The organism is Methanobacteriaceae archaeon, assembly GCA_030656015.1.
Taxonomy (GTDB): Archaea; Methanobacteriota; Methanobacteria; order Methanobacteriales; family Methanobacteriaceae; genus UBA349.
The window spans coordinates 77227-101030 of record JAUSNX010000012.1 but is presented as its reverse complement, the minus strand read 5'-3'; the positions used below and the strand labels follow the sequence as shown (position 1 = coordinate 101030).

Here is a 23804-nt window from a genome sequence, read left to right as displayed (position 1 = left end):
CATATAATTGCCTTTATAATAAAATTGAACTCAGAAATAGATAAAGTTTATTAAATTTCGCTTTTGTTTAAAAAGCTCTAGAAATAAATGGAATTGAATATATAAAACTTGCAGATAATTATTCAAAAATTAAAGTAATTTTTTAGCCTTATGTTGAGCTTCCCATTTCTCTACACAGTCTTCAATACTTAAACAAACAGTGCTGTCCACTATTTCTTTTTCCAGACTACTATTTCTAATGGAATCTCTTAAAGGCCCATGCATATTAGCTGCTATGACTTTTATACCTCGGCGTTTTAGTTCGTCGTTGAGTTCTTCCAGCATTTGAATCCCTGAATAATCAATGAATGCAGAAGATTCAAAATCCAGAACAAACAGTTTAGTGCCTTCACATTTGTTATCTATCAGGTTTATAATAGTATTCTTTACACTATCGGTGTTCAAGAATATCTGAGAACCATCCACCCTTACAATAAGGGTATGGGATATTATTTGACTTTCAGGGTGGCGTTTAATATCTAAAAACTGTTCAGTTCCAGGAATCCGCCCTAATACAACTACATCTGGGTTGTACATATTTTTTAAAAGCCCAAAAATGGATAATATCACTCCAATAACGATTCCTTCCAGGGCGCCGAAAAAAAGCACGGATAACAGTGTTACCATGGCAATGGCAAATTCGGTTTTGCTGAAACGATATATCTTTTTAAAATGGGGGATGTCTACCAGGCCCTTTATAACAAATAATACAATGGCGGCCAGTATGGTTTGGGGCAAGTTGTAAAATGCTCCGGTAAAGAATAATATTACTAATAAAATTAATAATGCTGCAAAACCGCCTGCTAGCTGTGTTTTGGCTCCGCTTTCATCATTTACGGCGGTACGTGTTAAGCTTCCTCCAATAGGTAGTCCCTGGAAAAGACCCACAAATATGTTTGAAGCTCCTAAAGCCAGCAGTTCCTGGTTACGATCCACATTGTACCTGTATTTAGTGGCGTATTCTTCTGCAAACATATATCCCTCGATGTAACTAATTAAAAAGACGGTGGCGGCCAGGGTCACCAGCATATTAATGTCTAATAATGTAGGATCGGGAATAAATGTTCCGGGTAGCCCTTGGGGAATATAACCAACCGATTTAACTCCTAAAGCAGCTAAATTAGTAAAATTAAACAGTATTATGGACCCAATAACTAGAAACAAGGTATTTGGCATTTTGCGGAATTTTTTAGTGGCCAAATAAAGGAAAATAATTCCTCCCACACCCCGAGCCAGAGAATAAAGGTTAGTTTGACCAATATGTACTATCAAATAATAGATATTATTAAAAAAATTCCCAGTGGTTCCGGGCATTCCAAATAATTTAGGTATTTGGGTGGAAGCAATAAATAATGCAATGCCCGCTAAAAAACCGGTTAAAACAGTCTTTGAAATAAATTTAACTATGAAACCAAATCTCAAAGCCCAAGAAATAAGGGCCAAAACTCCGGCGGCCACAGCGACCAGCGAGACTATTATTAAATAGTGGCTGGCACTGGGAAGCATTAAAGAACCCAGAGTGGAGCCTACCAATATAGATAATGTGGATGTGGGCCCAATAGACAATTGTTTGGACGTTCCAAAAACCATATAAACTAATAACGCTATTAGAGCAGAATATAATCCTACATGTGGTGGTAAATTGGCCAATGACACATAAGCAATGACCTCTGGTATGGTGAAGGCCCCTACAGTGATACCTGCTATGATATCTGGGCGTAACCAGCCTTTATCATAGTTTTTGGCCCATTTAGTTATGGGTAAGTAGGAGGAGATGGATGGCATGGTTTTTCCAAAATAAGTTTTTAAATTAAGTCTATTTTTATATTTTAATTTAAATAAAGTGTATTGTTTTGAATGATTTTTTAGTTTATATTGTTAATTAAGGCATATTTTTTATCTTAAATATAATTGGGGTGATAATGTAGATAATTTAATCAAATCTGGAAAAAGTAGTATTTTATAATTTTTCTGGATTAGGTTTATAGATGACTTTTTATAATTTTCTATGAAGTTATTAGATTACTTTCCAGCGATAATCTAATGTCTATGTTAATCCAAATAGTTTTTCATGGATAAAGTATGTCTAAAATTACAATCCCCTCTTAATAAACTTAATAAATAAGGACATTCATAAAATTATAAACTTAATACTATTTCGGGTGGAAAATGTATGTCTCTAATTCATTAAACAGGTTAAAATCACAGATAATATTATTCGCTGTGCTTTTAACTGTTTTAACAACCATACTTTTTATTTTGGAATAATAGTCTCGTTTCTATTTATATACATGCTTTAATCCCAATAATAAGCTTTTTATGTGCAATCACATTGATTTACACTACCTGGTGGTCATATAAAAACAGAAAAGATGTTTTTAAACCATGGTTGCTGATTGGACTGGCATTACTATTGTATTCATTTGCTAATTTGTTTTATTTTATTTTTGAAGATGTCCTGCGAGTAATATCTTCTCCTTCCATTGCAGATTTATTTTATCTGGCCATGTATCCTTTATTAATAATGGGTCTGCTATTATTTTTTAAAAGACCAATTAATATCCGATTTAAATCATTACTGGACACGGCCATTGTCATGATTTCTGCATTCTTTATTATATGGTTCCCACTGATCTGGCCCATTGTTGAGCCCAGTCAGCCAGACACTTTATCCATGATTTTTTCTTTATTTTACATATTTTTAGATCTCATAGTACTTTTTATAGTACTGGCATTGTTATTTAATCAAAATAAGAAGATTTTTGATTTACCCGTTGCATTAGTTGCCTTGGGATTATTTTTCCAGATATTGGGGGACATAATATATTCTTATTACACGGTGGTACCCACTCTGCTTAGTGGCTGGCTCTTCAATATATTATATGTTTATAATACTCTATTAATCACTTTAGCAGCCATATCATTTCTAAAAAATGTCCAATTGGATTTAGGATATTTAAAATCATCTTATGGAATATCAAAAACACAAAAGGACTTTATTTCTTACTTGCCCTTAATACTGGTTCTTTTCACATACGGTCTTTTAATTATCACCACGCCTGATGAGGCCTTAATCTGGGGGGTAGGAATAGTGGTGGTAATGGTAATTCTTAGACAAATAGTATCCTTAAATGAGATTAAAAGGAATAAAGAACTAATTTCTGAGAAGAAAGAACAGTTAAGTTTCATTACTACTAATATGCTGGATTCATAACAGAATCAGATGAAAAAAGGGATTCTTAAATATATAAGTCCCTCTTGTGAGCAGGTTTTAGGCTACGCTCCAGATGATCTAATGGGGAAATCATTCCGTACTTTAATTCATCCTGATGATTTACCTGAGATTAGCCGTAATCTAAAAAAAGCAGTGGCCTCTCAGGGAAGCGTGAGATTACAATATCGCATTAAAAATGCAAGTGGAGAATATATATTCCTGGAAACTATTGGAAAACCTGTTTTTGATGATAAATCTATTAAAGGATTTATTTACAGCAGCCGAGATATCACGGAGCAGATAAAATCTGCAGAATTTGTTAAAAGTTCTTTAGAAGAAAAGGAAACTCTTCTGCGTGAGATTCACCATCGGGTGAACAACAACTTTCAGATTATATCCAGTCTTTTGAATATCCAGGCTATAAATGTGGTTGATCCCTGGGACCAGGCACTCTTTAAGGAGAGCCAGAGCAGGGTGCGGGCCATGGCCATGGTACATGAAAAATTCTACCGGTCTGATAATCTGAGTTCCATAGACTTTTCAGATTATATTAAACTTTTAATAACTGATTTGGTCTATGAATATCATCATAATTTATCTAAAATTGAATTGGATCTGGATATTGCGGAAATTGACCTTAATATTGAAACTGCAGTTCCCTGTGGCCTTATAATAAATGAATTGGTTTCAAATTCCTTAAAAAATACCTATCCTTCTGCTGGTAAAATAACGGTTAAACTGCACCGAGCACAAGAAAAATATGTTTTACTGGTAGGTGACAATGGAATCTGGTGTGGTGAAAATGATGATTCTAATGATTTGGGAGTAAAGCTGTTAATATGCTTTTAACCCAATTAGATGGTCAAATGGAAATTATGGGCGGGGAAGGAAATTTTTATAGGATTATTTTCCGGGAATTGAGCTATGAACCGAGGATATAACTGGCCTTGGTGAATATTATTGGAATATCATATATTGATTATTCATTTTATCTTTAGAATAAATAGAAAAATTATTAATCAAAGTAATTTAAAAATCCGATAAGGAGATGATTGACTTGAGAAGAGGAACTATAGATATCATTGCTGGAACAGTATTTGCCTTACTTGGAATAGGAAGCATTTTCGTAGATCAAACAAGCTCCGTATTCTTTATTCTATTTGGATTGCTTATAATAATCAGCGGCCTGTTCATAAACAAGGGATATTATAATAAAACCTATTATCTGGCCGTTTTCTCAACAATTGGAATTTTCTCAGCATTAATAATCTATCTTTATTTGTACATGCCGGACTTCATTTTAAATGATTTGGCCTGGTTCTACACCTGGATACTAGCCATGATTGTGGCCACTGGTGTGTTTATTTACCAATTCATGGGCCGGGAAAAGAATGAAAACATGCCTTGGAAAAGTGAATGGTGAAGGGAATGGAATTTATAAGTAAAAACAAACTTTGGTTAAAATTTGGAGTAATTGTATTTTCTATGAATGCTATTTTATCTTTTATGACGTTTATAGGAACTCAATCTCCTTATAAACTGGCAATGACATTCATTTGGTTGCAATTTGTTTTATTTAATATTTTAATATACAATGGCTTTACTAAAAATCTATTTTGGATTTTAGCAATGGCATTAACCGTTTTATATGATATTATTGTGATATACATATATTTTTATCAGGGGCCTGTTTCACACTATTCTTATTTACCATTGCTCGCAGGTGCAGTACTTTTCACAATAATCTGGCCTTTTTTTACACTTAGAAAAGAACAAATACCTAGATTATATCAAAAAAGTAAGTTATAATTCATTAAATCCAGTACTTTTCAGATGTTCCTGAAATATCTTCAATTAATTATAATTAATACTGAAGACATAATTATAATTAAGATATGAATTTCAGGTCAAAAATGTATTTATCCTCTTCATCAAATGGATTTAAATCATTGTTAATGGTAGCAATAGGAGCTTTAATCGCTTTAATCATCATTCCTATTTTAATATGGAATACTAACTTATTTTCACCCTACATTGAAATTTTAACGCCAATAATTAGTCTTTTTACATCAGGAATGCTAATTTACACGACATGGTGGTCCTATAAAATGCATAGGGACACTTTTAAGCCCTGGTTGATACTGGCTATGGGCATGATAATGTACTTTGTGGCCAACTTTTTTTATTTTGCTTTCAAGGATATTGGTGTAATTCCTTCACTTTCCATGGCAGATATATTTTACATGGTGGCTTACCCTTTATTGGTGCTAGGTATACTTTTTTTTATTAAAAAACCATTTAAAATTAAATATAAAAATTTATTAGATTCGGCTATAGTCATGGTTTCTGCATTTTTTATAGTATGGTTTCTGTTTATCTGGCCCACAGTGGGGCCCAGTCAACCAGATGCTATATCAGTAATGCTTTCAATATCTTACCTATTTTATGATCTCATAATCCTATTATCAATACTCATATTATTATTCAGTGAAAACAAGAAGATTTCAGAACTATCCTTAGTTTTATTCGCTTTAGGAATGTTTTTTCAAGTATTAGGTGACATGATATATGCTTATGATGTGGTGAGTCCTCTTTTAATATATCAATGGGTATTCAATGTGTTCTACGCTTCCAACATGATATTTTTAGTATTAGCTATCATAAGCTATCTAAACAATATTAATATTGACTTTAAACATTTAATATCTCATTATAGGCACTTAAAATCTTCAAATAATTGGGGTTCTTATTTGCCCTTAATATTGGTTCTATTTGCCTACAGTCTTCTAATCCTTACCAAACCCGATAAGGCCTTAATTTGGGGAGTGGGGATTATTGTGGTAATGGTAATTGTCCGGCAAATACTGTCTTTAAATGAGATAAGAAAAGCCCAAAAAACAATTTCTGATAGGGAGGAACAACTTAACTTTATTACCTCTAACATGCTGGATCTTATCACAGAATCAGATGAAAAGGGTATTTTCAAATATGTAAGTCCCTCTTCTAAGCAGCTTTTAGGTTACCCTCCAGAATATCTATGGGGAAAGTCATTCTATGATTTTGTTCACCCTGATGATGCGCAAAAAGTTACTGATGGTCTTAAAAAATCAGTGGAATCCATTAGTATGGCCCGGCCCCAATATCGTTATAAAAATGCAGAAGGTAAATACCTTTGGTTGGAGTCAATTGGACAGCCTATTTTTGAAAATGATAAGCTTAAAGGATTTATTTACAGCACTAGGGATATCACTGAACAGAGAGAAGCTGCAAAATTTGTTAAAAACTCACTCCGGGAAAAGAAAACCTTACTCAAAGAAATTCACCACCGGGTGAATAATAATTTACAGATTATCATCAGCCTTTTGAATTTAGAGTCTAGAAATGTGGTGGATGATCGAGATCTTGAACTTTTTGTAGAGAGCCAGAATCGGGTGAGGACCATGGCCATGATCCATGAAAAACTCTATATTTCTGAGAACTTAAGTTCCATAAACTTTTCTGATTATCTGAAAACTCTTTTGAGTACTTTAATATATGATTATTCTAAAAATTTGGCTAATATTGATTTGGAATTGGATATTGATGAAAAAATAGAGTTTAATATTGAAACTTCAGTTCCCTGTGGCCTCATAATAAATGAGATTGTGAGCAATAGTTTGAAGCATGCCTTTCCTTCTGGTAAGAGTGGTAAAATAACTGTTAAAATGCACCAGGATGATGATGAATACGTTTTAATTGTGGGAGACGATGGAATAGGATTTATAGATGAGTCTGAATTAGAAAGTGCCACACTGGGCCTGACTTTGATTAATTCCCTGGTGGACCAATTAGATGGGGATATAGAGTTTTTAAAAGGAGAAGGGACCTTTTATAAGATTAAATTCCAGGAATTAAAGTATAAAGAAAGGTTATAATTCCGGGTCTCTTATTGATTTAGGCCAATTTCGTGGGGAGTAATGGTCTGAAAGTAATTTTTGTTCAATAAATACCTAAAGAGCTTTAAATCGTTTTTATTAATTTTCCAGCACCATATTATTTTTATTAGTCGTTAAATCATTTTTTTTTTCTTAATTTATTTTGAATCAGAATGTTTATATATAACGTGCCGCGATATATCGCAGTATGGTATAACATTGCACGATGTATAAATTTGGGAGATCAATATGGATACTAAAATATTACAAAAAAAGTATTTACCTTTAACAGAAGCAGCTTATTATGTTCTTATTTCTCTAAATAAGCCACGGCATGGTTATGGGATAATGCAACACGTTAACGAAATTACCAATGGACGTATTAATATCGGGGCGGGAACTATGTATGGAAATCTGTCCCGAATGGAAAAAGAAGGATTAATAATTCCAGTTGCTGAAGAAAGTCGTAAAAAAGTCTATGAACTCAGTGAAAAAGGTAAAACTGTGCAAAAACTTGAACTTGAACGTTTAGAAGAGCTTCTGAGTCTTGGCAAAACCGAAATGGGGGATTCATAATGAAAGAAGTTAAAAATGTGTGGCACTGGTGGTGGGGCTGGAACACTCCGAAAGTAGAAAATTGGTTGGAAGAAATGGAAAAGAATGGTTGGAATCTGACTAAAGTCGATTTTGCCCAAATTAGGTTCAGTTTTAAGAAAGGAAAAGTGAGGAAAATGAGATATTGTTGGGATTATCCTGCGTTTCCTGGAGATAATTATTTTGAGCTTTTCAAAGAAGATGGTTGGGAATCAATGGATAATAAAATGGGACCATGGTTTATTTGGCGTAAACCCTATGATGATGATGCTGATGAAAGGCCCAACATCTACACCGATACAAAATCATTAATTGAAAGAAACAATCGTCAAATCAGGACGGTCATCTTTGGAGTGTTAGTAACTCTATTTTTAATAGCCCTAGTTTCAATTGTCAATTTCAGTTTTTCTAAATGGATTTCCGCACTTTTATTCCTGTCCATGGTCTTTTATGGCTACATAATAGTACAATTATGCCAATATAATAAAAAACTAAAAACAAATGCCATTAAATGTTAATACGGGCCTAATCAACGTGTGAATGATTAATTCAATCACTATAATAGCTAAAATGAGCAGTATGAATTGGATAATAAATGGGAAGGTTAATCAATTAATTTGGAGGAAAAAAATATGAAAGCGATTGTATGCACCGAATACGGATCACCAGATGTTTTGCAACTCAAAGAGGTAGCTCAACCTGTTCCCCAGGATAATGAAGTACTGATAAGAGTACATGCCACCACAGTAACTACCGCTGACAGCATGATGCGGAGGGGTGAATCCATGGTTAGCAGGATCATTTTGGGCCTTAGAAAACCCAGAAAGAAATTCAAAATACCAGGCCTGGAGCTAGCCGGGGAAATTGAATCCATAGGTAAAGATGTAAAACGATTCAATAAAGGCGATCAGGTCTATGGATTCACTGGTTTTGGACCGGGTGCTTATGCCGAGTACAAATGCATGAGTGAAGAAGGATCACTAGTACTAAAACCTACCAATATGGCCTATGAAGAAGCGGCCGCTGTAGTTGATGGAGCATCAACCGCCTTGTTTTTCCTCAAAGAAAAGGCAAACATCCAAAGCGGAGAAAAAGTCCTTATCAATGGTGCCTCAGGAAGTATAGGTACTTTTGCAGTACAAATTGCCAAATACTTTGGGGCAGAGGTCACCGGGGTATGTAGCAGCTCAAATGTAGAACTGGTAAAATCTCTGGGTGCCGATAAAGTAATTGATTACACTCAAGAAGATTTTACCAGAAAAGGTGAAAAATATGATATTATTTTTGACACGGTAGGCAAGAGCTCATTTTCACATTGTAAGGATTCACTAAATAAAAATGGACGCTATCTGGTGACGGTAATGGGGCTTACACCAATTTTACAAACGCTATGGACCAGAGTGATAGGCAGTAAAAAAGTAATATTTGACATGTCAGTTGAAAAAACTAAATCTCTGACTTTTATTAAAGAGCTTATTGAGGAAGGAAAACTTAAACCAGTGATAGATAGGTGCTATCCATTGGAACAGATTGCTGATGCTCACCGGCATGTTGAGAAAGGGCACAAAAAGGGGAATGTGGTCATTAGTGTGGGAAACAATAATCCTGCCTAGAAATGTATTTCTACACGTTTTTCAGCTCCAAAACGGCAGTTAAAATAATGAAAGACAAAAAATGGTGAGAATAATGAACAAACAACAATATGAATTCTATTATAAGACCAATAGTCTCATTTATGGCCTTAGGATTATGGGAATAATCTCTCTGGCGGCCAGTTTAGTGCTATTTTTCAATACCTGGTGGCCTTATCTACAGGTTCTATCACTGACCTTTATTTTACTGGCTGTAAACTTTGTTATAGGGAGTATGGTGGCCCGCAAGGTAATCTCTCCCGATTATATGGTCCTTCCCTTTGTTGATTTATTTTCCTCACCAAATGACTTGGTCCTGGATGCCGGGTGTGGCGCCGGCCGGGTAACCATTGAAGTGGCCAAATTATTGAAAAATGGACAGATAGTGGCCCTGGATCTCTTTGATCCCCAGGTGGACTCCATGTCTGGTGGAAGGGATTTGCTGGAGAAAAATCTGGAAATTGCGGGAATAAGTAACCGGGTTCGCATAGTCCAGGGGGATGTAACTCACATGGAATTTGAGGATAATAGCTTTGATTCAGCGGTCAGCGCCCTTTTGTTGAATAATTTAGGTCCGGCCAAACTTTCTGGATTGGCTGAGTTGTTCAGGGTTCTTAAAAAAGGTGGAAAATTACTGGTTATTGTTCCGGTGCCGGGCCTGCACACCTTTGCCGTGATGAGTGTATTTTCTTTATTAATGACCTCTAAAAAGGAATGGAGATCTCTCTTTGACCAGGCCGGTTTCAGGTTGTTGGAAGAAGGAGATATTAATTTTGGCCGGTATTTTTTATTGGAGAAATAAAATATTGAATAGTTTTAATGCTATTTGGTGCAATATGTCCTAAACAAGATTATACTCTCTTATCCATATCCAAGCGTGCTTTATGATATTCACGGCCATGTGGGAATCTATGCTTCCTGGAATAGGGGAGATGGTAGGGATTATCAGTAAGAAAAAGGCTGAAATAATGATTTATGTCTTTCTTTAAAATTTTAATTCGCTAATTTTTTAAAATAAATATATTAACTTTTTTTATTCAAAAATAAAATATTTAAACAGATTTTAGGGCCATTATATGAACATAAACTAAAAAATAGGTTTTTTAAGAGATGATAAAAATAAAGTAAAGAAATATATTTGAAATTCAAAAATAGAAATCATTACTTTTCACAACTTACTTACAAAGTATAGATAGGACTGTTATAATGAATGTCCAAATAATGGAATAGTATATCGGATTGATGACTAACTGTACCTCTCATGAACGAGGACAGTATAAATTAGTCGAAGAGCGATTCCTTTATTTAAACTATACTCCAAAAGATTTCGCTCTTCGTATTTGGTACAAAGAGAGGTGATTTTCTTGAATATAAATAAGGATATTCCCGTATTGGATCTTATCAGAACCATTCTTGAATTATTTAGATTTGTATTGAATCTTACATCATAGTTTATAAAGTATATTGAAATTAAATAGAGTAAATATTGGATCCCAGGTCGTCTAGTTTCAAAAAATAAACAATATTAACGTTTATTTCCCAAATCAAATACTTCATGTTATTCAACTAACTTATCACAATAATAATAACAATTTATTATTTTTTATTTTGCCTGTGAATTTTAATGTCAGAAATAATTCTAAAATTACTCAAAATGATGGACTCAAAAGTTTACTCTCATTTATTCTTTTAATGTTCATTTTGCTAATATAATTTGTTTTAATTATGAAATTACATATTAAGCTAAAAAGTATATACTGTTTTTAAAAAAGGTTTTAATTATTAATTTTTCAACAACCACCATAATAAGGCTCTCTATTGTCAATTGCATCAATGAAGATCTTCTTCAGCTCTTCCATATCCGCACCATTCCGAATGGCCCCAATAATATCTACTAAATTATCATTCCGCAGTAAACATGGTTTAATCTTCCCATCAGGGGTTATACGCAAACGAGTACAGTTTTTACAAAACTCGGTGTTATCCATGGGTTTAACAATCTCTATTTCCCCGTCATCCACGTAGTACTTCTTTCGATCCTGCATGAAGTCCCTGGTCTTGACCTTATCGGCGGTTTGGGCCAGTTCTTCTTCTAGGTCTTCCATTTCATAGTGGTACTGGTCTATGAATTCCGTATCCGGACAGCTTTCTGTTTTTAAAAGTTCTATGAGTTGCAAAACTGCATTATTTTCCTTACAGAAGTTAAACATGTCCCATATTTCCTCGTGGTTGAGGTCCTTCATAACCACCATGTTCACTTTAACCGGGTCCATACCGGCCTGAGCTGCGGCTCTTATTCCATTTTTAGCACTTTCCAGGTAATTCTTAGTGGTGATGAATTTATAGGTTTCTGGATTGAGGGTGTCCAGACTTACATTCACCCGATTTAGCCCAGATTTTACCAGTTTTTCAGCATAGCGTTCCATTAGTGTCCCATTGGTGGTTATGGAAACGTCTTTAAAGTCCAGGGTAGATATTTTCTCTACAATCTCCACTATGTCTGGCCTGATAAGTGGCTCTCCTCCAGAGAGTCTTATCTTGCGAATACCTATCCTTCGGGCCACTTGAGCTATTCTGAATATCTCGTCCGCGGTCATTTCCTCAGTTTGAGGCATTATGCCATCGTGGTGACAGTAAAGGCAATTCACATTGCAGCGGCTGGTTATGGATATCCTGAGGGAAATCACTGGCCTTTTAAATGGGTCCTGGACTTTATTTTCTATTTCCATTTCTTATCAACAGCTGGATTTTTTAGGGGACAGTATTGGACTGCCTTTTTTAAGTATAAAATTAATTTAAACACTATTTTATAAAACTGTATTTATAAGTAATATCGATATTTTTGTTTTTACTATAAAAATTGATAGGATTGTATCACATAATTTTAAAAATAATAATGAAGAAAAATTGATAGGTTTAGAAATTATCTAAAATAAGACCAGAAACTCTTTATTTAATCCCCGCCACCATAACCATATTTATACAGGAATAAAATTCGCCCTTTTCGCTTTTCTCATGGAGATCCTTATTCCAGGCATCCATTTCTTCGGGGGTGGCCACATCATGCTCCAGTGCCTCCCGGGTCAACCACTCACCAAAGACAGTTTCATGGAAGTCCAGGGTTATAACCGGTTGGGATTCCATATCTACCACTTCCAGCCCGTTTCTCTTCATCAGTCCCAAGAATTCCCTTCCTGAAAATCCGTTGGGCCGGCAGACATTGGCAAAGAAATGCAAAAGTCGGTTGGTGAGTTCGTAGTCATCATAGCCCACCGAGGCAGAACCCCAGTCAGCATCCGCCAGGACTATGGCCCCACCATTTTTGGTGACTCGCATCATCTCCTGCAGGACCTCAGTATGGTCAAATTCTTCTGGAAGCACCTGAAAGAGCCTTTCTGCACGCACAGCATCGAAAAATTCATCGGGGTAGGGGAGATTTTTAACATCGCCCGGGACAAATTCCAGATTAGATTCATTATAATTATTCTCAGCTTCTTTGATCATTTGGGGATCGTTATCCAGACCAATTATTCTACCTTCAGCAGATAATATTTGGGAGATATTATAAGCGTCCACTCCAGGCCCACACCCTACATCCAGTACTATGCTATCTTTTTTTAAATTCATCATCTGGTAAGAGGTTTCTTTCAAATCCTGCAGCATTTGTGCCATGGCCTGCAAATACTGGGCATCCACATTGCCGTCAAAATCTTTGATAGTCATTTAATCAGTCCTTTATTGTTTATGGGCATATAATACATAATATGGCATTTATTTGTCATTATTCCTGTAAAAATAGACATAATTATTTTAAAAAAATGGGAAATAAAATAGAAAAAAATTATATTTTATCGTCCATCAGTGTTTCTCTATTTCCAGAAGTGGATTTAAATTGTGTTATTCCCTATTTCTTCTTATGGCGCACCATTAACTCGATGCTGTCCAGTGACTCCGAGTCTTTGTCCAGGGAATCCACCATCCCCGTAACGGTTTTAGAGATTATATTTTGTACAAAGGGGTTTAAAGGTATCCTCTGACCATTGACTTGCAATAAGGCCTGCCTAAACTGACTCTTACAGTCAACATCTGGGGCCTGGCCCTGTACCTTGGCGGTGGCGAATTCATAGCAGGAGTCAAAACCACACTTCCCACAGTTAAGATCCTGCAAGAGGCCGTAACTCCTCTCTTCAACCAGCTTAACCAGTTCATCAATTTTATCTTCGTCCATAGTATTTACATCAACCTGCTGGATGGTGTATTCGTCTTTTAAATCAGAAACAGAAAACTTGGCAAATTTCGAGGTCTTAAATCCTTCTAGTATTAGAAAGTCCAGCCCGTCATTGAACTCGATGGTGGAGATAATTTTTTCCAGTTCCTGTGGATGGTCAAATAGAATAAAAGTCTCTTTTCCCGTCCCAATCACGATTTGAGCACCGGCCTGGCGGTGTCTACCAGTGTCTCTATCAGCTAGGTCAAATGTAACGTGGCTGTATTTGGCCGTTCCCACTTTATATTGTTTTTGAACCAGTTTTTCAACAATTTTAGTCACTAAAGTTGTTTTACCGGTATCTTTGGTTCCCATGACTCCTAATATTTTCATTTACATCACCAACGAAGTTTAATAAATATAAATATCCACTCTACTGATTCACATTTAAATAAAATAACCGAGGTTATAGTAGTTAAATACATTATGTTAATTATAATAATTATAGAATAATGGAGTAGAATAACAATTAATATAATATTATAAATTTCATTAAAGATAATGAAACCTATTTTAATTAAAATAATTCCCTAAAAAATTAAAATTCTCATTATAAACATAACTGATATTAAATTGAATTAAATTTCAATAATAACGTCTATAATAAACTAATTTAGATTATAAGTCAATAATTTAAATCAAAACTAAAAATAAGGTCAATAGACTATAATTTAACTTATATATTATAAACTAAAAGACTTATAAAATAAATAATTGCCGATTTTAATTAACTATTAAAAATATAATCTGACCCCCCCTAATAAGGTCGGATTGTAATAAAAAAGATTTAAGATTCACATGAAGAAAAAAATAAAGTTTTTAATGGATGGATTGGAGTTTGAAGCACTGGAAGGAACTACTATCCTACAATCTGCCATAGAAAATGGTATTTATATTCCAAATCTTTGCTATAACTCTCAGGTCAAACCTTACGGGGCCTGTCGTTTGTGTCTGGTGGAAAATGCCGAGGGCCGACTGATCACTGCCTGTGAGAACTGGGTGGAAGAGGGCATGGATATTAAAACTGATACTAAAGAACTAAATCAGACTCGAAAGATGTTAGTATCTCTTTTAATTGCCAACCACGAGAGAAATTGTCTCTCCTGTGCCCAATCAGATAATTGTAGGCTTCAGGAAGTGGCCGCCTATTTGAAGGTGGATGAGAAGGAGATGGAAAACTTCAGATTATCCCTTTCCGACATACCCTTGGATGAGTCCAACCCCTTCTTTATAAGGGATCTTAAAAAGTGTATTCTCTGTGGGGTCTGTGTACAAACCTGTGCGGATATTTTAGGAGTAAATGCCATTGATTTCGGTTACCGGGGCTATGAAACCAAGATAATTACCTTTGGAGATAGGGACATCCTTGATTCTAACTGTGTTTCCTGCGGAGAGTGCGTGGTGGCCTGTCCAGTAGGGGCCCTGGTTCCCAAAGCCGTACTAGAACCATCCCGGGAAATCAAAACCACCTGCACCTATTGTGGTGTGGGATGCGGAATCTACCTGGGAGTCCGGGGAAATCAAATCACGGGAGTCCGAGGAGACCCTCAAGGACCAGCCAATAAAGGACGACTGTGTGTCAAGGGAAGATATGGGTTTAATTTTGTCAACAATCCAGAAAGACTCGAAAAACCACTTATTAAAAGAGAAGGTGTTTTTGAGGAAGTGGAATGGGAAGAAGCTCTGGATGTGGTGGCTGAAAAATTATTAGAATATTGCCAAAGCGAATTTGACGAAAATCAGTACCAAAAAAGTCAGTTTGCTGCTATTTCCTCGGCTAAATGCACCAATGAAGAGAATTACATCTTTCAAAAGTTCGCCAGGGTTTTAATGAAGTCCCCGCACATTGACCACTGCGCCCGTTTGTGTCACGCCCCCTCGGTGGTGGGACTTTCCATGAGCATCGGCAGCGGGGCCATGACCAATTCCATAGATGAAATATCCCAAGCTGGATGTATAATGGCCATTGGAACCAACACCACAGGTAGCCATCCGGTTATTGCTTTGGAAGTGGTAAAGGCTGCAAAAAGTGGTTCTAAACTTATTGTAATAAATCCTCAGGAAATTGATCTATGTAAGCATGCTGATTTATTCCTTCAGCAATATCCCGGAACTGACGTGGCCCTTTTAATGGGCATGGCCCGGGTCATATGGGAAGAAAACTTGTATGATAAGGAATTCGTAGAAAAAAGGACTGAAAACCTGGAACCATTCCTAGAATCCCTGGAAAAACTGAATTTGGACGAGATAGAACAAATTACTGGGGTTAATCAAGAAAAAATTAGAGGGGCGGCCAGAATATACGCCACTGAGGGACCTTCTTCTATGCTCTATGCCATGGGCATCACTCAGCACACCCACGGAACTGAAAATGTTCTGGCCATAAGCAATTTGGCTCTTTTAACTGGGAATCTGGGTAAATTGAATGCAGGGGTCAATCCACTTAGGGGGCAGAATAATGTACAGGGTTCCTGTGATATGGGGGCCCTCCCTAATGTTCTCACCGGTTACCAATCTGTGGAAGATGAATATGTAATTCAAAAATTTCAGGAATATTGGAATTCTGATTTAAGTCCGGTTAAGGGCATGATTTTACCAGAGATACTGGAAAATGCAGTGGAAGGAAAGATAAAAGCAGTTTATATCATGGGGGAAAATCCCCTCTTAAGTGAACCGGACATTCAGAACGTTAAAAAGGCTATGGAAAACCTGGAATTTCTGGTGGTACAGGACATATTCTTAACAGAAACTGCCCAGCTGGCGGACGTGGTTTTACCTGCAGCATCATTTGCTGAGAAGGAAGGAACTTTTACCAATACTGAAAGAAGGGTGCAACTCATAAGGCGGGCTGTAAAATCTCCGGGCCTGGCTAAACCAGACTGGTGGATAATTTCCCAACTGGCCCGTAAGATGGAAGAAAAACTTTCAACTGAAAGAGAATCTGATGAATCAGACGCCCTGAACCTCCTTAAATCTCAATTTACTTACCAATCTGCTGGAGAAATATTCAGGGAAATGGCAGAAATAACTCCCATATACCACGGTATTTCACATGCCCGACTGGAAAAAGAAGGCATACAATGGCCCTGTCCTGATGAAAACCATCCTGGAACTCCCACACTGCATCAGGAAAAATTTAATACTCCTAGTGGACTGGGCAAATTTCACCCTCTGGAATACCGTCTTCCATCAGAGGTGGCCAGTGAAGAATATCCTTTAATTCTCACCACCGGCCGTAGCCTGTATCAGTATCACACCGGCACCATGACTCGGAAGATTGAGGGCATGGATAAACTGGAAAAGCCAGCAACTGTGGAGATTAATCCCTATGATGCAGATGATAGGAATATTCAGGAAAATGACCTGGTGGAAATCGAATCCAGGCGTGGCAAAATCAAACTTAATGCCAAAATCAGCGACCATATTCAGAAAGGAACATTATTCATGACCTTTCATTATAAAGAAGCCCCGGCCAACTGTCTCACTAATCCAGAAAGAGATCCTATTTCAGGCATTCCTGAGCTAAAAATTTCTGCAGTTCAGGTGCAGAAATTATAGTCTTTTTTAGATTATTTTTTCCTTAAAATTTAAAGCCTTAATTTTCTTTAATTTTTTTTAAAATTTTTAAAATTCTTTTATTATTCAATAAAGTAATTCTTTTATTGTTTTAATTCTTTTTAATCCGCAATAATCTTTTTTAACCTATTTCACTTGATTTAAGCCATATATTTCTAAAACAATTTTTGTGTGCTCACTCCACTTCAATATATATAACTTTCTATATTTTTCTAGTAGGAATTTATATATAAATGATTAAGTGAAAGTGTAATTAACACACATGGTGACTCAATGCCCAAACATATAGTTTCTGGATTAAAATATATCGCAGCTGTCAACCTGAGGAAACAAGGCCAAACTCAGAGAGAGATAGCGCAAGCGCTGGACATGGATAGATCTACTGTTTCTCATTATTTGAATGGAAGAAACCTTTCTTGGAATTCCATAGAAGTTGCGGAAATGGTAACCAATTTTTGTCCCAAAGATTTTTTAATTTTAACCCATGCTCTTTTAAAAGATACTGAGCGGACCAGGACCATAATCCAGACCTGCACCGACTCAAAATTTAAAGGAGCAATTCGAAATTCTTGTATTGGGTGCGGCCTTTGTGTGGACACGTGTTTAATGAAGGCCATCGTGTTGAACGACTTAAAGGCGCATATAAATTACGAATGGTGTTGCGGATGCCTGATTTGTGTGGAAATGTGCCCGACCAACTCGATAGAAATTAAGGAGGTAGTAGATTGATGGAAACAACTGAACTATTAGATGGTAAAGATATTACTGTGGAGAGAGCAGGCGAAGAAGACCGAGTACTCATATTCAAAAACAATTTCTGTGCTGTTTGTGGATTGTGTGAAAGCATATGTCCAGTAAGTGCCATTGAAACCAACCCTACTGGTGCAATGGTGAGAACAGAGCAAGACGCAAGTAAGTTAGATATTGATGGGGCAAAGTGCGTTCTTTGTGGAATGTGTAGTTCCATATGTCCTTTCCAAGCTTTAGAACTGCAAATTGATGGTGTATCAATAAAAGAGATTGCTGGATATCCTCATATTATTAAATCTGCTGATATTGATGATGATGAGTGTATTAACTGTAAAGCATGTGAAACCGCATGCCCTCAGGATGCTATAACTATTACTCGTGAATTACCTTCCCGAGCAGAACTCATTACTGGAGAAATAGATATAGACAAAGATACTTGTATTTCCTGTGGAATGTGTGAAGAAATGTGTCCGGTTGATGCTATAGAACTTGATCATCAAATGCCTACTTCAGACAACCCTGTAGTGGCTACTGATATTAATGTTGATACTGACAAGTGTGTGCACTGTGGAATCTGTAAGAGAATCTGCCCTGTAGATGCTATTACTCAAGTTTGTCGTATCTGCCCTTATGGTGAATACGAAATTGCTGAACCAGAAATAACTGGAACTTCTTACATTGACCCAGAATTATGTGTAAACTGTACCTGGTGCCAGGAAATCTGCCCAGTCGATGCAGCTAAAGTCACCAAGCCTTTTGAAGGGGAATTAAAAATTGACTCTGAAACCTGTCAAGGCTGTGAAACATGTGTAATGGTTTGCCCATGTAACGTGCTTTCATTCCCTAAATCTATTAAATCAGGAGTAAACGCAGAAAAACTACACAAAGATGAAAGATTCTGTATTTATTGTGGAGCATGTGGAAAATCATGCCCGGTCAATGCTATTGAAGTTAAACGGACCAAGATAAACTACACCCCAACTAAATCAAAAGCCTGGAAAAAGGCCTTTGAATCTTTAGAAAATTAAGAATGTTGAATAATGGAGGTTAATTAGATGGCAATCGGATTAAAAGCATACCGAGAAATATGCCACGGTTGTGGTAACTGTGTTGTAGCCTGCCCTGTAAACTCTCTTAGAAGCCCAGAAGTGGCTGGAGGAAAGGGTCCTACTGACGATGTAGATATTATCATGATCGTTGAAGATGGCGCAGTACAACTTAAAAATCCTGATCTATGTGGAAAATGCGGAACTTGCATGGAAGCTTGTCCTGTAGAGGCCATAAAATTGGAGGAATTATGATGAGGGTTATTTTAAACACTGGAAGAACTGTATGGCAGGGACAAGCCATAGAATCTGGTAAAGATCTGGAAATGTATGTGGACGCAGCAGCTATTGCCCATATGAGTGCAGAAATGATGAGCCAGCTTGGTATAAAACCTGAAGATAACATTGAAGTTATTTCTAACTTTGGAAATGTGGTAGTTAAAATTGTAGCAACCAAAGAAACTCTCCCAGAAGGAATGATTTACATGCCTATGGGCCCTTGGGCGAACCGGGTTATTGACCCGGAGACCAATTCAACTGCAACTCCAAGTTTCAAAAATATCCCAGTAGAGATTTTACCTACTGATAAGCCTGTACTGGATATGCCTACTTTAATGAAAGTCTATAACAAGGTAGGGCAAATTTAATTATCCATTTTAAATCATGAGGAGGATTTTCATGGAAAAAATTATCAAAAATGGAATGGTTTATGATCCATTAAATAATATTGATGGTGAAAAAAAGGACATCTGTATCAAGGATGGACAAATTGTTGACAGTGTCAGCGACGATGCAGAAGTCATAGATGCCTCAGGCAAAATTGTAATGCCTGGTGGTGTGGACCCTCACACTCACATTGCAGGGGCAAAAGTTAATGTCGGACGTATGTACCGACCAGAAGACAGTAAAAAAGACGTTGAAGCCTGTGGGGTTGGCGGTAAACGTTGTGGAAGTGGTTTTTCAGTACCATCTACTTTCATGACCGGTTACAGATACGCTCAAATGGGTTACACCACTGCTATGGAAGCAGCAATGCCTCCGCTACTGGCCCGACACACTCACGAAGAATTCCACGACACCCCTATTTTAGATCACGCTGCTTTCCCTCTATTTGGAAACAACTGGTTTGTTATGGAATATTTAAGAGACAAGGATGTAGATTCATGTGCAGCTTACGCGTCCTGGCTTTTAAAAGCCACTAAAGGTTACACCATAAAGATTGTGAACCCTGGTGGAACTGAAGCATGGGGATGGGGTGGAAATGTCCACGGAATACATGACCCTACACCATACTTCGATGTAACTCCTGCTGAAATTATTAAAGGACTGGCAGAAGTAAACGAAAAATTACAACTCCCTCACTCCATACACTTGCACTGTAACGACCTGGGACACCCAGGAAACTACGAAACCACTTTAGCTTCTTTTGATTTACCAAAAGGGATAAAAGCTAACCCTGCTACTGGAGCAAGAGACACAGTACTTTACGCAACTCACGTGCAGTTCCACAGTTATGGTGGAAACTCATGGAGAGACGTAGTTTCAGCCGCTACTGAAGTGACTGATTACATAAACAAAAACGATCACATTGTTTTCGATGTAGGTCAAGTAACTTTGGATGAAACCACCACCATGACTGCTGATGGTCCATTCGAATTTGATTTACACTCTTTAAACGGGCTCAAATGGGCTAACTGTGACGTTGAAATGGAAACCGGTTCTGGTGTAGTTCCATGTATCTACGCCGCTAAAGCACCAGTATCTGCCATGCAATGGGCAGTTGGTATGGAGTTGTTCTTACTAACTAAAGACGCAGGAAAAGTTTGTTTAACTACAGACAGTCCTAACGCAGGTCCATTCACCAGATACCCACGTGTTATAGCTTGGTTAATGAGTAACCAGTACCGAAATGACATGTTAGATGAAAAATTACACAGTTGGGCACACCGAAAAACTAGTATTGCTGCCATTGACCGGGAATACTCCCTCTCAGAAATTGCTCAAATTACCAGATCCACGCCTGCTAAAGTACTGGGTCTAAGTGACACTAAAGGACACCTAGGTGTCGGTGCTGATGCTGATATTTCAATCTACGACCTCAACCCTGAAACCCAAGATCTATCTACTGATTACATGGCCATAGAAGCTGCATTTGAAAAAGCAAGTCTGGTTTTAAAAGACGGTGAAACAGCAGTAATCGACGGTAATGTCGTAAACACTGGAATGCGTGGTAGAACCTACTGGGCGAACACTCAAGTGGAACAAAATTTATACGCTGAAGTATTAGCTGATGTAGAGAAAAAATTCAAACAATACTACTCTGTAAACTTCCAGAACTACCCGGTACAGGATGAATATATTAACAAGTCTGCTCCAATTAATGGGGTGATGTTATGAGTGAGATTATTTTAACTCCTAAAGAACAACCAACCGTACCTATAGAAGCCGCGAACATCCGATCTGACGTTTTTGCCGGTAAAACTGTGGATGAAATTAAAGAATTAGAAATCATGCATGGTAACCTGATGGCTAAACTTGGTGACTTCTTTGAAGTAGAAGGAGAACCTTCTGATCTCCCTAAAATCATTATTGATGGTGATGTGTACAATACAAAGCGTATTGGACAGGGAATGACTGATGGTGAAATCCTAATTAAAGGAAACGCCAATAAATATGTCGGTCTTGAAATGAAAGGCGGTTTAATAACTGTTGAAGGAGATGCTGATGCCTGGGTAGGTCAGGACATGGAAGGCGGAGAAATAGTCGTTATGGGAAATGCTGGCGACTATGTAGGATCTGCTTACCGTGGTGACTGGAGAGGTATGAGTGGAGGCCTAATTACCGTACATGGAGACGCTGGAAATGAAATCGCTGAGTACATGAACGGTGGAAAAATCGTTATTAAAGGCGATGTAAACACCTTGCCTGGAATTCACATGAACAGTGGTGTTGTTATCATTGAAGGTAATGTTATAGCCCGTACTGGTGGAGAAATGGCTGGCGGAACCATTGTGGTTAAAGGAGTCATCGAAGAATTCCTCCCAGGATTTAAATATCTGGGCGTTGAGAAAAACATTGAAGTAGAAGGAGAAGCTATTCCAGGAGCTTTCTACAAATTTGAAGGAGATCTAGCTATTAAAGGAGCTAAAGGGACTATATATGCTGCAGTTGCAGGTAATAGTCACATAGCACCATAAGCTAAAGGAGGATAAAATTATGGAACTCGTAAAAAACGTAGTATGCCCCTTCTGTGGAACTCTATGTGACGATATCATCTGTAAAGTTGAAAATGACGAAATTGTAGGTACTTATAATGCCTGCCGAATCGGTCACAGTAAATTCGTACACACTGAAGGTGCCATGAGATGGAAAACCCCTATGATTCGCCAAGGTGACGAATTCGTAGAAACTACTTATGATGACGCGATTGAAAAGGCTGCTCAAGTCATAGCTGGTTCTAAAAAGCCTTTAATGTACGGTTGGAGTTGTACTGATTGTGAAGCTCAAGCTGTAGGTGTAGAACTGGCTGAAGTATCAAAAGCAGTAATTGATAACACTGCATCAGTATGTCATGGGCCTTCTGTACTTGCTTTACAAGATACCGGATACCCGATCTGTACCTTTGGTGAAGTTAAAAACAGGGCAGATGTGATTATTTACTGGGGATGCAACCCATTCCACGCTCACCCTAGACACATGTCCCGTCACGTATATGGACGAGGTTTCTTCAGAGAAAGAGGCCGATCTGACCGGACTGTTGTAGTGGTTGATCCAAGAGAAAGTGATTCTTCCAAACTGGCAGATATACACTTAAAACTGGACTTCAACAAGGATTACGAATTAGTAGACGCTATACGAACTGTAATGGCTGGTCACGAAATTCTCTACGATGAAGTTGCTGGAATATCAAGAGAACAAATCGAAGCAGTTGTCGAAGCTTTGAAAAACGCTCAATTTGGTTGTCTTTTCTTCGGAATGGGTATTACCCACAGTCGGGGAAAACACAGGAACATTGATACAGCTATTCAATTGGTTCAGGACCTGAACAACTACTCTAAATGGACTCTGATTCCAATGAGAGGACACTACAACGTAACTGGATTCAACCAGGTTTGTACCTGGGAAACTGGTTACCCATTCTGTGTGGACTTTGCTGATGGAACACCTAGGTACAATCCAGGTGAAACCGGATCCAATGATGTTCTACAGAGCAATGAAACAGATTCCATGATGGTTATTGCTTCTGACCCGGGAGCTCACTTCCCACAGAAAGCTCTACACCGAATGGCTGAAATTCCAATTATTGCTATTGAGCCGCACCGGACTCCTACCACTGAAATGGCCGATATTATTATCCCGCCAGCAATAGTAGGTATGGAAGCTGCAGGTTCTGCTTACCGTATGGAAGGTGTACCTATCCGTATGCGGAAAGTAGTGAACTCTGATTTATTATCAGACAAGCAAATTCTGGAAAGACTTTTAGTTAGAGTAAAAGAACTAAAAGCTTCTAAATAGTGTTAAAATAAGATAAAGTCTCAGGACTTTATTTTTTTAATTTATTTTATTTTTTTAATTTAAATTCTATTTTAAATACAATAGAAAATTTTTTTATAAAATTGCTTATTTTTGTAAATTTTTTTTAAACTTTTGCATATTATTTCTATTTTCATGTATTTTGTTCTAAAATTGAATATTTTTCACTATTTTCACTAAATTACTGAATAATGTGTACACCTATGTGTATTATGCTCTGACTTTTTTTACTAATTTTCT

22 protein-coding genes are annotated in these 23804 nt (G+C 37.1%); 18 read left to right on the top strand and 4 right to left on the bottom strand.

Going from position 1 to position 23804, the window contains the following annotated elements:
* Window positions 1-129: 129 nt before the first annotated feature.
* Window positions 130-1824 carry a SulP family inorganic anion transporter gene (locus Q7I96_08970; protein ID MDO9627738.1) on the bottom strand — a complete coding sequence of 565 codons (1695 nt, stop codon included), beginning with the start codon at window positions 1822-1824 and terminating at the stop codon, window positions 130-132.
* Window positions 1825-2371: 547 nt separating this feature from the next.
* On the opposite strand from Q7I96_08970, the gene Q7I96_08965 reads away from it, so the two are divergent.
* The 10 genes from Q7I96_08965 (at window position 2372) to Q7I96_08920 (ending at window position 10344) form a co-directional block, all read left to right on the top strand.
* The gene (locus tag Q7I96_08965; protein ID MDO9627737.1) at window positions 2372-3253 is read left to right on the top strand and encodes a hypothetical protein; all 882 of its coding nucleotides are present in this window, start codon (window positions 2372-2374) and stop codon (window positions 3251-3253) included.
* 9 nt (window positions 3254-3262) lie between these two features.
* On the top strand, window positions 3263-4102 hold the full coding sequence (locus Q7I96_08960; GenBank protein MDO9627736.1) for a histidine kinase dimerization/phosphoacceptor domain -containing protein: 840 nt from the start codon (window positions 3263-3265) through the stop codon (window positions 4100-4102).
* Window positions 4103-4310: 208 nt separating this feature from the next.
* A complete protein-coding gene (locus Q7I96_08955; protein MDO9627735.1) occupies window positions 4311-4676 on the top strand; it encodes a hypothetical protein in 366 nt (121 codons plus the stop codon).
* A 5-nt stretch (window positions 4677-4681) separates the two neighbouring features.
* Window positions 4682-5062 carry a hypothetical protein gene (locus Q7I96_08950; protein ID MDO9627734.1) on the top strand — a complete coding sequence of 127 codons (381 nt, stop codon included), beginning with the start codon at window positions 4682-4684 and terminating at the stop codon, window positions 5060-5062.
* Window positions 5063-5208: 146 nt separating this feature from the next.
* A complete protein-coding gene (locus Q7I96_08945) occupies window positions 5209-7167 on the top strand; it encodes a histidine kinase dimerization/phosphoacceptor domain -containing protein (GenBank protein ID MDO9627733.1) in 1959 nt (652 codons plus the stop codon).
* Window positions 7168-7416: 249 nt separating this feature from the next.
* Window positions 7417-7743 carry a PadR family transcriptional regulator gene (locus Q7I96_08940; protein ID MDO9627732.1) on the top strand — a complete coding sequence of 109 codons (327 nt, stop codon included), beginning with the start codon at window positions 7417-7419 and terminating at the stop codon, window positions 7741-7743.
* A complete protein-coding gene (locus Q7I96_08935; GenBank protein MDO9627731.1) occupies window positions 7743-8279 on the top strand; it encodes a DUF2812 domain-containing protein in 537 nt (178 codons plus the stop codon). The genes Q7I96_08940 and Q7I96_08935 overlap by 1 nt, the downstream gene beginning before the upstream one ends.
* Before the next feature lie 114 nt (window positions 8280-8393).
* On the top strand, window positions 8394-9374 hold the full coding sequence (locus Q7I96_08930; protein ID MDO9627730.1) for an NAD(P)-dependent alcohol dehydrogenase: 981 nt from the start codon (window positions 8394-8396) through the stop codon (window positions 9372-9374).
* Window positions 9375-9447: 73 nt separating this feature from the next.
* Complete coding sequence (locus Q7I96_08925) at window positions 9448-10194, top strand: class I SAM-dependent methyltransferase (GenBank protein MDO9627729.1); 747 nt, start codon at window positions 9448-9450, stop codon at window positions 10192-10194.
* A 27-nt stretch (window positions 10195-10221) separates the two neighbouring features.
* Window positions 10222-10344, top strand: coding sequence for a hypothetical protein (locus tag Q7I96_08920; GenBank protein MDO9627728.1), 123 nt, complete (start codon window positions 10222-10224; stop codon window positions 10342-10344).
* 838 nt (window positions 10345-11182) lie between these two features.
* Here the strand turns inward: Q7I96_08920 and moaA are convergent.
* The 3 genes from moaA to mobB all read right to left on the bottom strand — a co-directional run bounded on the left by moaA (window position 11183) and on the right by mobB (window position 13992).
* Complete coding sequence (gene moaA / locus Q7I96_08915; GenBank protein ID MDO9627727.1) at window positions 11183-12121, bottom strand: GTP 3',8-cyclase MoaA; 939 nt, start codon at window positions 12119-12121, stop codon at window positions 11183-11185.
* A 220-nt stretch (window positions 12122-12341) separates the two neighbouring features.
* Window positions 12342-13115 carry a methyltransferase domain-containing protein gene (locus Q7I96_08910; protein ID MDO9627726.1) on the bottom strand — a complete coding sequence of 258 codons (774 nt, stop codon included), beginning with the start codon at window positions 13113-13115 and terminating at the stop codon, window positions 12342-12344.
* Window positions 13116-13296: 181 nt separating this feature from the next.
* Window positions 13297-13992, bottom strand: coding sequence for a molybdopterin-guanine dinucleotide biosynthesis protein B (mobB, locus tag Q7I96_08905; protein MDO9627725.1), 696 nt, complete (start codon window positions 13990-13992; stop codon window positions 13297-13299).
* 465 nt (window positions 13993-14457) lie between these two features.
* On the opposite strand from mobB, the gene fdhF reads away from it, so the two are divergent.
* The 8 genes from fdhF to Q7I96_08865 all read left to right on the top strand — a co-directional run bounded on the left by fdhF (window position 14458) and on the right by Q7I96_08865 (window position 23546).
* Window positions 14458-17217, top strand: coding sequence for a formate dehydrogenase subunit alpha (gene fdhF / locus Q7I96_08900; GenBank protein MDO9627724.1), 2760 nt, complete (start codon window positions 14458-14460; stop codon window positions 17215-17217).
* Window positions 17218-17508: 291 nt separating this feature from the next.
* Entirely contained in the window at window positions 17509-17964 is a 456-nt protein-coding gene (locus tag Q7I96_08895; protein ID MDO9627723.1) for a 4Fe-4S binding protein, read from the top strand.
* Window positions 17964-19013 (top strand): 4Fe-4S binding protein, encoded by a 1050-nt coding sequence (locus Q7I96_08890; GenBank protein MDO9627722.1) that lies wholly within the window; start codon window positions 17964-17966, stop codon window positions 19011-19013. Before Q7I96_08895 ends, Q7I96_08890 begins: the two co-directional genes overlap by 1 nt.
* Before the next feature lie 27 nt (window positions 19014-19040).
* Window positions 19041-19286 (top strand): 4Fe-4S binding protein, encoded by a 246-nt coding sequence (locus tag Q7I96_08885; protein ID MDO9627721.1) that lies wholly within the window; start codon window positions 19041-19043, stop codon window positions 19284-19286.
* Window positions 19283-19678 (top strand): molybdopterin dinucleotide binding domain-containing protein, encoded by a 396-nt coding sequence (locus Q7I96_08880; GenBank protein MDO9627720.1) that lies wholly within the window; start codon window positions 19283-19285, stop codon window positions 19676-19678. Before Q7I96_08885 ends, Q7I96_08880 begins: the two co-directional genes overlap by 4 nt.
* Window positions 19679-19709: 31 nt before the next feature.
* Complete coding sequence (locus Q7I96_08875) at window positions 19710-21428, top strand: formylmethanofuran dehydrogenase subunit A (GenBank protein ID MDO9627719.1); 1719 nt, start codon at window positions 19710-19712, stop codon at window positions 21426-21428.
* Entirely contained in the window at window positions 21425-22228 is an 804-nt protein-coding gene (locus tag Q7I96_08870; protein MDO9627718.1) for a formylmethanofuran dehydrogenase subunit C, read from the top strand. The genes Q7I96_08875 and Q7I96_08870 overlap by 4 nt, the downstream gene beginning before the upstream one ends.
* A gap of 19 nt (window positions 22229-22247) precedes the next feature.
* Window positions 22248-23546, top strand: coding sequence for a formylmethanofuran dehydrogenase subunit B (locus tag Q7I96_08865; protein ID MDO9627717.1), 1299 nt, complete (start codon window positions 22248-22250; stop codon window positions 23544-23546).
* Window positions 23547-23804: the final 258 nt, after the last annotated feature.

Excerpts from the sequence above, each read along its gene's own strand:
- Q7I96_08960 (MDO9627736.1), top strand. The coding sequence starts at position 3,263 with ATGAAAAAAGGGATTCTTAAATATATAAGTCCCTCTTGTGAGCAGGTT.
- Q7I96_08940 (MDO9627732.1), top strand. The coding sequence starts at position 7,417 with ATGGATACTAAAATATTACAAAAAAAGTATTTACCTTTAACAGAAGCA.
- Q7I96_08895 (MDO9627723.1), top strand. The coding sequence starts at position 17,509 with ATGCCCAAACATATAGTTTCTGGATTAAAATATATCGCAGCTGTCAAC.
- moaA (MDO9627727.1), bottom strand. The coding sequence starts at position 12,121 with ATGGAAATAGAAAATAAAGTCCAGGACCCATTTAAAAGGCCAGTGATT.
- Q7I96_08865 (MDO9627717.1), top strand. The coding sequence starts at position 22,248 with ATGGAACTCGTAAAAAACGTAGTATGCCCCTTCTGTGGAACTCTATGT.
- Q7I96_08880 (MDO9627720.1), top strand. The coding sequence starts at position 19,283 with ATGATGAGGGTTATTTTAAACACTGGAAGAACTGTATGGCAGGGACAA.
- Q7I96_08945 (MDO9627733.1), top strand. The coding sequence starts at position 5,209 with ATGGTAGCAATAGGAGCTTTAATCGCTTTAATCATCATTCCTATTTTA.
- mobB (MDO9627725.1), bottom strand. The coding sequence starts at position 13,992 with ATGAAAATATTAGGAGTCATGGGAACCAAAGATACCGGTAAAACAACT.
- Q7I96_08935 (MDO9627731.1), top strand. The coding sequence starts at position 7,743 with ATGAAAGAAGTTAAAAATGTGTGGCACTGGTGGTGGGGCTGGAACACT.
- Q7I96_08870 (MDO9627718.1), top strand. The coding sequence starts at position 21,425 with ATGAGTGAGATTATTTTAACTCCTAAAGAACAACCAACCGTACCTATA.
- Q7I96_08875 (MDO9627719.1), top strand. The coding sequence starts at position 19,710 with ATGGAAAAAATTATCAAAAATGGAATGGTTTATGATCCATTAAATAAT.
- Q7I96_08930 (MDO9627730.1), top strand. The coding sequence starts at position 8,394 with ATGAAAGCGATTGTATGCACCGAATACGGATCACCAGATGTTTTGCAA.
- Q7I96_08890 (MDO9627722.1), top strand. The coding sequence starts at position 17,964 with ATGGAAACAACTGAACTATTAGATGGTAAAGATATTACTGTGGAGAGA.
- Q7I96_08970 (MDO9627738.1), bottom strand. The coding sequence starts at position 1,824 with ATGCCATCCATCTCCTCCTACTTACCCATAACTAAATGGGCCAAAAAC.
- Q7I96_08925 (MDO9627729.1), top strand. The coding sequence starts at position 9,448 with ATGAACAAACAACAATATGAATTCTATTATAAGACCAATAGTCTCATT.
- Q7I96_08910 (MDO9627726.1), bottom strand. The coding sequence starts at position 13,115 with ATGACTATCAAAGATTTTGACGGCAATGTGGATGCCCAGTATTTGCAG.
- fdhF (MDO9627724.1), top strand. The coding sequence starts at position 14,458 with ATGAAGAAAAAAATAAAGTTTTTAATGGATGGATTGGAGTTTGAAGCA.
- Q7I96_08950 (MDO9627734.1), top strand. The coding sequence starts at position 4,682 with ATGGAATTTATAAGTAAAAACAAACTTTGGTTAAAATTTGGAGTAATT.
- Q7I96_08885 (MDO9627721.1), top strand. The coding sequence starts at position 19,041 with ATGGCAATCGGATTAAAAGCATACCGAGAAATATGCCACGGTTGTGGT.